We start from the raw sequence: 12,104 nt of genomic DNA, 5'->3' as shown, positions 1-12,104 counted from the left end.
CCGCTACGGCGCGGACGAGTTCGCGTCGCGCGCGTCCCAGATGTCGAGCAGCGACGTGAGGATCTCCTCGGCCATGCCCAGCCCACCAAGGTGACTCTCGCCGCGCATCGTGTGAAACTCGGCATCCGGCAACATCGAGACCATGTGCTCCCCGTGCCGGTGCGGGATGATGTGGTCGCAGTCGCCGTGCCACCAGCGGACCGGAGTCTTCACCTCGTTCACCCGGAACCCCCAGTCCCGCGCGAACAGCACCAGGTCGGCGAAGGGTGCACTGAGCTGCTTGCGGCCACCGTTGAGCAGGTCGTCGAGGAACATCGCCTTGAACTCCGGGCGGGCCAGGAGGCGCCGGTCCCCCTCGGGCGACAGCCGCCCGTACAGGTCGATGATCGGGGAGGCGAACGGCCTGGCCAAGCGAATGACGGAGCTGGCCACCAGCCCGATGGGGATGCCGCCGGCCGCCAACGCCGGCGCTGCCAGCACCGCGAGGTCCATGAGCCCGCTGCGGATGGCGTCCGGCCCCTGCGTGGGCGCGACTCCACCGAGAATGCCGACGGCGACCACGCGGTCGGGCATCGCGTATGCCGCGCCCAGCGTGTAAGGGCCACCGCCCGACAGCCCCACGATGGCCATCTGGTCGATCCCCAGCGTGTCGGCGACGATACCCAGATCCTCGGAGAAGTCGAGCACCGATTCGTATCGGAAGGACGTCGAGGAGCCGACACCCGGCCGGTCGATGCCGATCAGCCGCAGATGGTGCTTCTCGGCGAACACCCGGGCCTCGGTCGGCACCTGACGACGCGCGCCCGGCGTGCCGTGCAGCCAGATGACCGCACGACCCTGGGCGGCTCCGAACTCGGCGAAACCGATCCGTCGTCCCTCGCGTACGGCTACTGTGCCCTCCAACTGCGGGCGTGCGATATCGATCATGCGCACAGCTTCCCACGTGACCCCGGTCACGATTTCGACCAGGTCCCGGTCAGCGGTGGGCGGTGGACGTGAACTGGTAGGTCGCCGCGTCGACGATCTGTTCCGGCGACACCTCGATCTCGCCGTTCAACCACGCGGTGATCAACTCCGACAGCCCACCGACGAACAGCAGGGCGGTGATCTCGTCCTGCGGCGACGACCACGCGCGGTCCCCGTAGAGCGCCTTGGACTCTTCTGCAACCATCGACGCGAACGCGCGCAGCAACTGACGGCGTCGTGTGCGCAGCGGTTCGGCACCCGCCGATTCGATGATCGACACCCTCCCCTTCCGCGGATCCTCCGTGAGAATCTCCACGAACGTCGCGATCGCCGCTCGCGCGCGCACTTCGGGATCTCCGGTGACCGTCTGCAGGGTGGCGTGCGCCGCCTCCCGCACCTCCTCGGCGATCCCCTCGATGACCTGTACCAGCAGATCGTCGCGACTGCGGAAGCTCTCGTAGAAATATCGTTCGGTCAGTTTTGCCTCTGCACAGATCGCGGTCATGGTGGCCTTGTCACCGACCGTCCCGAAGAGCTGCAACCCGGCTTCCAGCAGCCGTGCACGGCGATCTGCGGCCCGCTCCTGCGAACTTCTGCCGCGGTACTGCCGCGCCGGCTGAGTCATTCCTCGATGTTGACAGACCGTCCAGTGTGACGCACACTACACACAACTGACAGAGCGTCCTGTCACATCCTCGACGAGGAGAGCCGATGCCCAAGCTTCTTGCTCCCCCACCTCCCGACAGCACCCTGAGTCCCATCGCCGGTAACGCCGGACTTCCCATCATCGGACTGGGACTCGACTACATCCGCGACCCCATGGGACTGCTCGAAAGCCGCTGGGAGCGGTACGGGCCCGTGTCCTGGCTGAGCATGGCGGGCAAGCGGTGGGTCACCGTCATGGGACCGGACGGCTGCCAGACGGTGCTGCAGAACAAGGACCGGGCGTTCGCCAACGGTGACGGCTGGAGCGTGCTCATCGGCCCGTTCTTCCACCGCGGTCTCATGCTTCTCGACGGCGACGAACACCTCGCGCATCGGCGAATACTGCAGCAGGCGTTCACTCGCGAACGGCTGTCCCGCTACACCGAGGCACTGCACCCCGCCGTCGCGGGTGCGTTGGACGGTTGGCACCCGCGGGCAGGCTTCGCCGCATACCCGGCGTTGAAGGAACTGACGCTGGATCTGGCCACGAGCATCTTCATGGGCGGCGCCGAGGGGTCGTCGCACCAGGAGATGGTCGAGGTCAACAGGGCCTTCATCGATTGCGTCCAGGCTGCCACCTCCGTGGTTCGCTTCCCGTTGCCGGGCACTCGCTGGAAGCGTGGAATCGACGGGCGAGCACGCCTCGAGAAGTTCTTCCGCCGATACCTACCCGCCCGCAGGGCCGGCACGGGCGACGACCTGTTCACCACGCTGTGCCACATCGAATCCGAAGACGGACAACGGTTCAGCGACGACGACGTCATCAACCACATGATCTTTCTGCTGATGGCTGCGCACGACACGTCCACGATCACGCTGTCGACGATGATGCAGTATCTGGGTCAGCATCCGGAATGGCAGGAGCGATGCCGTCGGCAGTCGGCGGCGCTGGGAACGTCCACGCCGAGTTACGACCAGCTCGACGAGCTCACCGACCTCGACCTCGTCATGAAGGAGTGCATGCGGCTGGTGCCGCCGGTCCCGGTGGTGTCCCGGCGGGCGGTCAAGGACACGGAGGTGTTGGGTCGTTACATTCCACGGGGCTCGTACGTGTCGGTGGTCGTGCACTTCACCCACCACATGGCCGAATACTGGCCGGATCCGGAGAAGTTCGATCCCGAACGTTTCGCACCCGAGCGACGGGAAGACAAGATTCACCGATACGCCTGGGAGCCGTTCGGCGGGGGTGTGCACAAATGCCTCGGCATGCATTTCGCCGGCGCCGAGATCAAGACGGTCATGCATCACCTGCTCCAGCGTTTCGACTGGCACGTCGATCCCGGATACCGCGCGCCGCTCAACTACACCTCCCTGCCGTACCCCTCCGACGGGCAACCCGTCGACCTTCGTCACCGGTTGTGATCACGACGGGCGCCGTCCATCCCGCATAGTGGACCCATGACCACTACGGCGCCTGCGCTCGACGTGTACTCGCAGCCCACTCTGTCCACCCTCATGCCGTCCGTTCTGGCCTCGCTCGGGGTGGCGGGTGAAGCGAACCCCCTCGAGCTGCCGGACAGCCGGCACACCGTTGTGCTGCTTCTCGACGGGTTGGGCTGGAACGCACTGAATCAGCATCGAGACCACGCGCCATTTCTGCGCAGCCTCCCGGGCCGGCCGATTCGAGCCGGGTTTCCCACCACGACGGCAACCAGCATCGCTTCCCTCGGCACCGGATTACCGTCGGGCAGTCACGGCATCACCGGGTACCAGTCATACGTCCGTGAGGTTTCCGGCACGCTGAATTGGTTGTCGTGGCGGGCGGGGCGCCGAGGCGACGAACTCGCACGCCTCGTCCCCGAGGTCGCCCTGCCGACACCCACTGTGTTCGAACGCGCTGCGGCAGACGGAATTCGGTGCGCCAACGTGCTACCGGCAAAATTCGACGGGTCCGGTCTCACCCGAGCGGTGCTGCGCGGTGGAACCTTCACCGGCATACATGCGTACGGTGATCTGATCGCGCAGGTGATCACCGCCTCCCGTACCGGCGACCGCACCCTCACCTACTGCTATCTCAGCGAAATCGACACCCTCGGACACGTGTACGGTCCGGGATCGGAGTCGTGGACACAGCAAGTGGCCATCGTCGACGCACTCGCCGAAAATCTCGCCCGCGCCCTCGCGACCGTACCCGGAAACCCCACTCTGTACATCACCGCCGATCACGGCATGGTCACCGTGGACGACGTCGACAAGCTGGACTTCGATGCGGATTCGAGGTTGTCGGACGGCGTCATCGCACTCGCCGGCGAGCCCCGGTGCCGGCACGTGCACACCCGGACCGGAGCCGCCGGCGACGTGGCAGCCCGGTGGCGGCAAGCACTCGGCCCTCGTATGTGGATCGGCACGAGAGACGAGGCGATCACTGCCGGGCTGTTCGGCCCCGCCGTTCGATCCGACATCGCCGGGCGTATCGGTGACGTCGTGGCGATCGCACTGGACGGTGTCGCGGTGGTGCGGCGAAAGAAGGAGTCGCGGTTGTCCGCCCTTCCCGGTCAACACGGCGCACTCACCGACGACGAGTTGCTGATTCCCCTGCTGCACACCGCCGGCTAGTCCCGGGTCGGCCACCGGCACTGCGGGCCACTCCTGATAGAAATAGCGAACGCTGTTGAATCCAGGAGACATTCATGCCCCGCACTGCGGTACCGAATCATCGCACCATCATCTCGACCGTCAGAAGCAGGTGGCCCTGGATCCTCGCCGCCATCGCCGTCATCGTGCTTGCAGCGATGCTGGCCCCGCAGTCCGACGACACCCTCGCCGCTGGCACCGGCCCGCCCATCCTGCCGGAAGCCACTGACGCACAGCAGATACAAACGGCGTTCGCACAGTTGGCAACCCTCGAAGTCAAGGGCCGCGCGCCCAAGACCGGATACGACCGGGAACTCTTCGGCAGCAGCTGGACCGACAACGTCTCCGTCGAACTCGGCCGCAACGGCTGCGACACCCGCAACGACATCCTGCGACGCGACCTCGTCGACATCACCTCTCGGGATCGCACCCGAAACTGCGTCGTGCAGTCCGGGACGCTGCGAGACCTCTACACCGGCAGCGTCATTGCCTTCACCCGTGGCCCGAAGACGTCGGACGCGGTGCAGATCGACCACGTGGTCGCGCTGTCCGACGCGTGGCAGAAGGGCGCCCAGCTCCTCGACGCCCAGACACGGGCCGACCTCGCGAACGATCCGCGCAACCTCCAGGCGGTGGACGGTCCCACGAACCAACGCAAGAGCGATGCGGACGCCTCCACCTGGCTGCCGCCACTGAAGAACTACCGATGCACCTATGTCGCCCGGCAGGTGGAAGTGAAAGCGGCATACCGCCTCTGGGTCACCCCAGCCGAGCGCGACGCCATGGCCGGTGTGCTCACCGAGTGCGGCGCGCGGTGACTACTGCCCCGGTGCGGTGAGCCGGTTCTCCGAGCCCGAGTCGGACACCGGAGCGGCGGCACCGGTCTCCCAGTCCACCGAGTTGTTCGACCCGGTCAGCTCCAGACTGTCCATCTCCTGTGCGCGCACGAAGTTGTCGTTGCCACTCACCGTCGTCACACCCGAGTCGTCCACGGTGATCGAGTTACCGCTGCCGGCGACCGAGATCCGGCCGGCCTGCTTACCCACCACTGTCACACCGTTGCCCTGCACCTCGATGGCCTCCACCGTCTCGATGTTCGCACTGTTGGTGCGCCCGGCGACGGTGAGAGTGCCGGTGCGGCCGCCGATCACGTTGGTGTCCTGGCCACGGATCAGCACGGCGTCCGAGCTGCCGATGTCGACCGACACGCCGTTGGCCTCGATCGTGACCGTGCCGCATTCCCCGTCGAGCACGATGCCCGCCCCGTCCCGGTTGACGACGACATCCCGGCCGGCACAGTCACCACCGGCGTTCAGCTCGACAGCCGAATCTCCGGACGACGACGCGGCGCGGTCGTCCGACGCCACGTTTCCGCACCCGGTGAGGCACGCGGCGCCGACCGTCAGGAAGACGGAAGCGGTCAGAACGGGCACGCGGATGCCGCCGCCCTGCCGTGTCACGTTCATCGATCCCTGCCTTCTCGTCCCGGACCCCTGCTTTCTCTTCGCGACAGAGGGTGTCACGCCCGCAGTACAAGCGGGCAGTGACCTCGCCCGAAACCTCGGGGCCACGAGCACACCGCGGCCCCGAGGTCGGGTAGGGGATCAGCTCTTCGGGAGGGCCGGCATCGTCACGACCTGGGCGGCATACGACAGCCCGGCCCCGAACGCGAGAAGCAGGGCAGTGTCGCCCGGCTTCGTGTCGCCGGACTTCAGCATGGCCTCCATGGCCAGGGGTACCGAGGCAGCCGACGTATTGCCGCTCTCGGCGATGTCGTCGGAGACGGGAACACTCTCCGGCAGCTTCATGCTCCGAGCGATGACCTCGGTGATCCGCGAATTGGCCTGGTGCGGGACGAATGCATCGAGGTCGTCCACGGTCATGCCGGCCTTCTCGACCGCACGCAGTGCCACCTTGCCCATCTCGAAGGCGGCCCAGCGGAATACCGCGGTTCCGGCCATCTTGATGTACGGGCGAGTGGCGCCCGGCGTCGTGATGTATTCGTACCAATCCAGGTCCTGCACGATGGCGTCGGCCTGCGAGCCGTCCGACCCCCACTCCACCGGTCCGATACCGGCGACGTCACTCTTGCCGACCACGACGGCGCCCGCGCCGTCGCCGAAGATGAATCGGGTCGAGCGGTCGGTGGGGTCGGTGGTGATGCTCATCTTCTCTACACCCACCACCAGGGCGTAGTCGATGGAACCGCCGCGGACCATGTCCGACGCCACGGCCAGGGCGGTGCAGAATCCCGCGCAACCGCCCCCGAGGTCGAAAGCGCCCGGGCCGTTGGTGCCCAGCGCGTCGGCGACCACCGCGGCGGCGGGCGGTGTCAGCAGGAGGTACGTCGACGTGGCGACGATGACACACCCGATCTGCTCGGGAGCGATACCGCTCGCCGCGATCGCCTCGCGGCCCGCGGCGATCGACATCGTGACCACGTTCTCGTCCTCCGCGGCGAAGCGGCGATTGCGGATGCCGGAGCGGGACTGGATCCACTCGTCATTCGAGTCGATCAGCTCACAGATCTCGTCATTGGTGACGACCCGTTCCGGCCGGTACACGCCGAGCCCGAGAAGGGCGGACTGCCGACCTCCGGTCAGGGTGGCAATCTGCTTTCCCATCGATCGATCTCCTCATCAGGTCCCGCGTCGTCTCCGCGCGGTGTGGACTGGCTCGTTCCACACGTTACGTCGGCACCGCCCCAGCGGGTAGCACCGGTTACTGTTACTCGTCGGTAACCTCGAGCCGTCGTGTCCGGACAGAAACGAACGCGCTACTCGAAGCGACACTTCGGCGGGACCCGACTTGCTAGACTTCCCTCGATTTCCAGCAGTTGATCACCGGTAGGGGGAAGGGTCCCACGGACCCGGGGAAGCCGCCTGCTGCTAGAGATGGAGTACCACTTCGTGAAGCGCACCACAGCCCTTGCCGCAGCGTCAATCGCCAGCGTCGCCGCGTCGTTGATCGCCTTCGCCGTACCGGCCGCGGCAAACCCGAACGTCGTCAACCCCATTCCAGGGCTCAACGGCACCAACGGTATCCCGCATCTCACCGGCCGCACCCAAGCCGTCGCCCAGCAGACCGGCCTACTCAGCCCGAACCGCACCCAGGACGCCAACGTCCTCGGCACAGACCTCGGCATCATGTGGGACAACGGCCAGGGGCAGGTCCTCACCGCGTTCGGTGACTCCGCCGGGCTCGGACTGCCCAACCTGCTGTCGGGCAGCATCTGGGCGTGGCGCAGCAGCACCCTGTTCCGCAGTTCCGACGGCATCCTTTCCGACGGCATGAACTTCGACAGTTCCCCGCGCGACATCTTCGGGCAGTCCAAGGAACTCGTTCCCAGCCCCAAGATCCCGTTCGTCGAGATCAGCCGCATCCCCACCGCAGGTGTCGCCGTGGGCAACACCCAGGTGATGAGCATGATGTCGGTGAAGAACTGGGGTCCCGCGGGAACGTGGGACACCAACTATTCCGGTCTCGCCTACTCGCACGACAACGGCGAGAACTGGACCGTCGCACCCGAAACCCAGCGCCCGAACGTCGGAGGCAACGCCAACTTCCAGATGAGCGCGTTCGTCAAGGGTGGTGGCTTCGTCTACCAGTACGGAACGCCGGCAGGCCGCGGCGGACTCGTCCACGTCGCGCGCGTCCCCGAGGCCCAGATCATGGACCTCGGCGCCTACGAGTACTTCGACGGCGGCAAGTGGATCAAGGGGAACCCGGACGTCGCCAAGCCGATCGTCGCCGGCGGCGTCGGTGAGTTGTCCGTTGCCTACAACGAATACCTCGGACAGTTCCTCATGCTGACCACCGACCACAACAACTCCGTCGTGATGCGCCGCTCCCCCTCGATCACCGGACCATGGAGCGGACCCGAGACCCTCGTCGACGCCCGGGAACTCCCCAGCGCGTACGGCGCGTACATCCACCCGTGGTCGTCCGGACCCGACCTCTACTTCCTCACCACGGTGCACAGCAACTACAACGTGCTGTTGATGCGCACCACCTTGACTCCCTGAGTCCCGAGTCGCTCCACGTTTTCCTCCATGGCCCCGACGCGCACTAGCGTCGGGGCCATGGACGCATCTGACTGGGACGAGCGGTATTCACACAGCGAACTGGTGTGGGGTGCGCCACCCAACGCCGTGGTGGTCGAGCAGGCCACCGCACTCAACCGGGGTCGGGCGCTCGACCTGGCCTGTGGGGAGGGCCGCAACGCGCTGTGGCTCGCCACCCGCGGGTGGGAAGTGACGGGGCTCGACTACTCCGCTGTCGCGATCGACAAGGCCCGGCGAGTGGCGGCCGAAGCACCTCGCTCGGTGCGCGAACGGCTCGACTACCGCGTTGCCGATGTCACCGAATCCGACTTCGACACCGAGTACGACCTCGTCCTCGTCATCTACCTCCATCTGCCGCCTGCGGAGCGTCGCAAGGTTGTGAACCGCGCCATATCCGCGTTGAAACCTGATGGAATCCTCATGATTCTGGGGCATGACGCCGTTAACTTGTCGCAAGGAGTCGGGGGGCCGCAGGATCCCGAAATACTGTTCACCCCAGAGGATTTGACGACCGAGCTGAATGGGCGCGTCGACATCGATCTTGCAGAACGGCGCTTCCGCGAGACGGATGCAGGAACCGCGATCGACGCACTCGTCGTGGCACACCGCCCGAGTCTTGGCAGTCGGGATATTGGGGCGTAATATCGGCGATGTTACCGACGAGTAATAACTTGGGCGGTACTTACTGATAGACCGCACCATCTCACTGGGAGAGACAGAAGACATGGGCCATTACAAGAGCAACGTCCGCGACCTGGAGTTCAACCTCTTCGAGGTCCTCGGTCTCGAGCAGCCGCTGAGCGAAGGCGTGTGGGGCGATCTCGACGCCGACACCGTCCGCAATATGCTCAGCGAAGTTGCCCGCCTCGCCGAGGGACCGCTGGGTGAGGCGTTTGCCGACGCCGACCGCAACCCTCCGGTCTTCGATCCCGAAACCCACACCGTCACGCTGCCGGAGTCCTTCAAGAAATCCTTCCGCGCACTGTGGGACGCCGAGTGGTTCCGCATGGGCATCTCCGAAGAGATCGGCGGCGTTCCCGTCCCCCGCTCCGTGGTCTGGGCCATCGGAGAGCTGATCCTCGGCTCGCAGCCGGCCGCGCACATGTACCAGGCCGGACCCGCGTTCGCGGACGTGCTGTTCCACAACGGCACCGAGGAGCAGAAGAAGTGGGCCGCCACCATCGTCGAGCGCGGCTGGGGTGCCACCATGGTCCTCACCGAGCCCGACGCCGGATCCGACGTGGGCGCGGGCCGCACCAAGGCGATAAAGCAGGACGACGGCTCCTGGCACATCGAAGGCGTCAAGCGGTTCATCACCTCCGCAGACTCCGACGACCTCTTCGAGAACATCTTCCACCTCGTTCTCGCCCGCCCCGAGGGCGCGGGACCGGGCACCAAGGGCCTGTCCCTGTTCTTCGTCCCGAAGACGCATTTCAACTTCGAAACCAACGAGTTCGGTGAACGCAACGGCGTCTTCGTCACCAACGTCGAGCACAAGATGGGCCTCAAGGTCTCCGCCACGTGTGAGGTCACCTTCGGCGGCCACGGCGTCCCGGCCCAGGGCTGGCTCGTCGGCGAGGTCCACAACGGCATCGCGCAGATGTTCGACGTCATCGAGCACGCCCGCATGATGGTGGGCACCAAGGCAATTGCCACACTGTCGACCGGGTACCTCAACGCGCTCGACTACGCCAAGGAACGCGTCCAGGGCGCCGACCTCACGCAGATGACGGACAAGACCGCCCCGCGCGTCACCATCACGCATCACCCCGACGTCCGGCGCGCCCTCGCCATGCAGAAGGCGTACTCGGAGGGCCTGCGCGCCGTGTACCTCTACACCGCCGCACACCAGGACGAGGCCACCGCCAAGCTCGTCTCCGGTGCCGACAAGGACCTCGCGTTCCGCGTCAACGACCTGCTGCTGCCCATCGTCAAGGGTGTCGGCTCCGAACGGGCGTACCAGTACCTGACCGAAAGCCTGCAGACCTTCGGTGGCTCCGGCTTCCTGCAGGACTACCCCATCGAGCAGTACATCCGCGACGCCAAGATCGACTCGCTGTACGAGGGCACCACCGCCATCCAGGCCCAGGACTTCTTCTTCCGGAAGATCGCTCGCGACCGCGGCGTGGCACTCGCCCATGTCTCCGGCGAGATCAAGAAGTTCATCGACAGCGAGGCAGGCAACGGTCGCCTCAAGGCGGAGCGCGCCCTGCTCGCCACCGCGCTCGACGACGTCCAGACCATGGCCGCCACCCTCACCGGCTACCTCATGGGCGCCCAGGAGCAGCCGTCCGAGCTGTACAAGGTCGGACTCGGTTCCGTGCGTTTCCTCCTCGCCGTCGGTGACCTGATGATCGGCTGGCAGCTGCTGCGTCACTCGGAGATCGCGATCAAGGCGCTCGACGAAGGTGCGTCCGACAAGGACAAGGCGTTCTACGAGGGCAAGGTCGCCATCGCGTCCTTCTTCGCCAAGAACGTCCTCCCCGAACTCACCGCTATCCGCGGCATCATCGCGAACATCGACAACGACATCATGGAGCTCGACGAAGCCGCGTTCTGATCGGCTCGAGCTTCTGGTTTCCGCAGACGCACCCCTTTTCCGCACACGCACCGCTTTTCGGACCTTATTCCGGGTGCGTCTGCAGAGGAGGGGTGCGTTTTCGATGCTCACAGAGTGCGCAGCGTCAGCTGCCGCGGCGCGGGCAGCGCCGAGGGCTCAACCCTTCCCGACGGAGGAAACGATGCGCCTCCTCGTGCGAGGACCCGCCGGATGCGGGTAGCGAGCCGAAGAGGATCACCCAGGTCTTCCCATGTCCATCGGACCATCTGGAAGCCGAGCTCTCGCATCGCATCTTCGCGCCGTTTCTCGTCGAACACCGCGTCGCCCGGTTCTTGACCAGGTTTCAGCAACCGGGCGTATTTCACGCGTCCGTCGAATTCGCCCAGGAACGCCGAGCTCTCGATGTAGAAGTCGACGCGGCCGAGGATCCTGTCGTCGTATCCCCGAACCACACCCTGCTGGGATGGCGGGGGAAGCCCCATTGCCGCGAACATCACTCGACTGCGGGATTCCCCGACACTTTCGCTGTATCCGGTGAGAAAGTGCACCACACGGCGGGCAGCACTCACACCCTTCAGGCCCTGAGCAGATGCGAGTTCGCATTCCAATTCGTCGCGCCTGATACCGAAGGTCCGAACGGCCGCGTCTCCTGTCACAACGGCCTGCTCGAATGGGAGCGTGCGGCCGAGATCCACGATCATCCGTGACGGAGTGGTCACGAGGTACCCGTCCACCTCCACAACGTGGTCGTTCAGTGACGAGCAATGCACCGCCACACGGTTCTTGATGCGCCCGCCACCCTGGCGATTTCTGGTGAAGTGCACCCGCTCGAGTGGCGTTCTCCACACTGGTAATCCGTATACGACAGCTGCCGATTGGTGACTCAGTACTACGTCCCGCGACATCCGGGGAACCGCGGCGTCGATCAGAAGCCGGTGACGTGCTTCGGGCGTCGCGCGCTTGAACGCCGGTTCGACGAGATACGCGCCGAAACCGAGCCGTCGCCACTCTCCTCGCGAGTAGCGGCGCCGTATCTCGTCGTCTGTGAAACCGGCCGCTAGTGCGTCCTGCCTCAGGATCAACTCCGCCGGATCGTGTTCCATAGCGTTGATCCTCGCGGGCGCACACTTCAGCCGCATTACCGATCTTCGATCTGTGGACAACTCCCGCACAGCCGCACCCCTTCTCGGCATCCGCATACGAAATGGGGCGCGAGAATGAGTGCGCTTGCCCAG

11 protein-coding genes are annotated in these 12,104 nt (G+C 65.7%); 6 read left to right on the top strand and 5 right to left on the bottom strand.

Translation table 11 applies throughout. The annotated features are described in order from the left end of the window. Positions 1-3: 3 nt before the first annotated feature. Positions 4-927 carry an alpha/beta fold hydrolase gene (locus JQT59_RS12395; RefSeq protein ID WP_213576377.1) on the bottom strand — a complete coding sequence of 308 codons (924 nt, stop codon included), beginning with the start codon at positions 925-927 and terminating at the stop codon, positions 4-6. Between the two features lie 49 nt (positions 928-976). Continuing rightward, a complete protein-coding gene (locus JQT59_RS12390; RefSeq protein WP_213576376.1) occupies positions 977-1,591 on the bottom strand; it encodes a TetR/AcrR family transcriptional regulator in 615 nt (204 codons plus the stop codon). 86 nt (positions 1,592-1,677) lie between these two features. Here JQT59_RS12390 and JQT59_RS12385 point away from each other — a divergent pair, with 86 nt between their 5' ends. From JQT59_RS12385 to JQT59_RS12375, 3 genes are all read left to right on the top strand, one after another. Then, on the top strand, positions 1,678-3,033 hold the full coding sequence (locus JQT59_RS12385; protein WP_213576375.1) for a cytochrome P450: 1,356 nt from the start codon (positions 1,678-1,680) through the stop codon (positions 3,031-3,033). Positions 3,034-3,069: 36 nt separating this feature from the next. Continuing rightward, a complete protein-coding gene (locus JQT59_RS12380; protein ID WP_213576374.1) occupies positions 3,070-4,227 on the top strand; it encodes an alkaline phosphatase family protein in 1,158 nt (385 codons plus the stop codon). A 74-nt stretch (positions 4,228-4,301) separates the two neighbouring features. Further along, complete coding sequence (locus JQT59_RS12375) at positions 4,302-5,063, top strand: HNH endonuclease family protein (protein WP_213576373.1); 762 nt, start codon at positions 4,302-4,304, stop codon at positions 5,061-5,063. On the opposite strand, the gene JQT59_RS12370 is transcribed toward JQT59_RS12375, so the two are convergent. Next, positions 5,064-5,711 (bottom strand): DUF3060 domain-containing protein, encoded by a 648-nt coding sequence (locus tag JQT59_RS12370; RefSeq protein ID WP_213576372.1) that lies wholly within the window; start codon positions 5,709-5,711, stop codon positions 5,064-5,066. It abuts the gene before it with no gap. Between the two features lie 138 nt (positions 5,712-5,849). After that, positions 5,850-6,869 carry a beta-ketoacyl-ACP synthase III gene (locus JQT59_RS12365; RefSeq protein ID WP_109333248.1) on the bottom strand — a complete coding sequence of 340 codons (1,020 nt, stop codon included), beginning with the start codon at positions 6,867-6,869 and terminating at the stop codon, positions 5,850-5,852. 285 nt (positions 6,870-7,154) lie between these two features. On the opposite strand from JQT59_RS12365, the gene JQT59_RS12360 reads away from it, so the two are divergent. The 3 genes from JQT59_RS12360 to JQT59_RS12350 all read left to right on the top strand — a co-directional run bounded on the left by JQT59_RS12360 (position 7,155) and on the right by JQT59_RS12350 (position 10,869). Further along, entirely contained in the window at positions 7,155-8,270 is a 1,116-nt protein-coding gene (locus tag JQT59_RS12360) for a glycoside hydrolase family 183 protein (RefSeq protein WP_213576371.1), read from the top strand. Between the two features lie 57 nt (positions 8,271-8,327). Then, positions 8,328-8,951 (top strand): class I SAM-dependent methyltransferase, encoded by a 624-nt coding sequence (locus JQT59_RS12355; protein WP_213576370.1) that lies wholly within the window; start codon positions 8,328-8,330, stop codon positions 8,949-8,951. Between the two features lie 82 nt (positions 8,952-9,033). Further along, positions 9,034-10,869 (top strand): acyl-CoA dehydrogenase, encoded by a 1,836-nt coding sequence (locus JQT59_RS12350; RefSeq protein ID WP_159924157.1) that lies wholly within the window; start codon positions 9,034-9,036, stop codon positions 10,867-10,869. A gap of 107 nt (positions 10,870-10,976) precedes the next feature. Here the strand turns inward: JQT59_RS12350 and JQT59_RS12345 are convergent, their stop codons facing one another. After that, positions 10,977-11,972 carry a hypothetical protein gene (locus JQT59_RS12345; protein ID WP_213576369.1) on the bottom strand — a complete coding sequence of 332 codons (996 nt, stop codon included), beginning with the start codon at positions 11,970-11,972 and terminating at the stop codon, positions 10,977-10,979. Positions 11,973-12,104 lie beyond the last annotated feature (132 nt).

Origin of the sequence: Rhodococcus sp. USK13, assembly GCF_018343855.1 — a bacterium.
Classification (GTDB): domain Bacteria; phylum Actinomycetota; class Actinomycetes; order Mycobacteriales; family Mycobacteriaceae; genus Rhodococcus_F; species Rhodococcus_F oxybenzonivorans.
Note: the sequence above shows the minus strand (reverse complement) of the source record. Positions and strands in the feature narration are given on the sequence as shown.

Coding starts and splice junctions, on each gene's coding strand:
- JQT59_RS12395 (WP_213576377.1), bottom strand. CDS start 927: ATGATCGATATCGCACGCCCGCAGTTGGAGGGCACAGTAGCCGTACGC.
- JQT59_RS12390 (WP_213576376.1), bottom strand. CDS start 1,591: ATGACTCAGCCGGCGCGGCAGTACCGCGGCAGAAGTTCGCAGGAGCGG.
- JQT59_RS12385 (WP_213576375.1), top strand. CDS start 1,678: ATGCCCAAGCTTCTTGCTCCCCCACCTCCCGACAGCACCCTGAGTCCC.
- JQT59_RS12380 (WP_213576374.1), top strand. CDS start 3,070: ATGACCACTACGGCGCCTGCGCTCGACGTGTACTCGCAGCCCACTCTG.
- JQT59_RS12375 (WP_213576373.1), top strand. CDS start 4,302: ATGCCCCGCACTGCGGTACCGAATCATCGCACCATCATCTCGACCGTC.
- JQT59_RS12370 (WP_213576372.1), bottom strand. CDS start 5,711: ATGAACGTGACACGGCAGGGCGGCGGCATCCGCGTGCCCGTTCTGACC.
- JQT59_RS12365 (WP_109333248.1), bottom strand. CDS start 6,869: ATGGGAAAGCAGATTGCCACCCTGACCGGAGGTCGGCAGTCCGCCCTT.
- JQT59_RS12355 (WP_213576370.1), top strand. CDS start 8,328: ATGGACGCATCTGACTGGGACGAGCGGTATTCACACAGCGAACTGGTG.
- JQT59_RS12350 (WP_159924157.1), top strand. CDS start 9,034: ATGGGCCATTACAAGAGCAACGTCCGCGACCTGGAGTTCAACCTCTTC.
- JQT59_RS12345 (WP_213576369.1), bottom strand. CDS start 11,972: ATGGAACACGATCCGGCGGAGTTGATCCTGAGGCAGGACGCACTAGCG.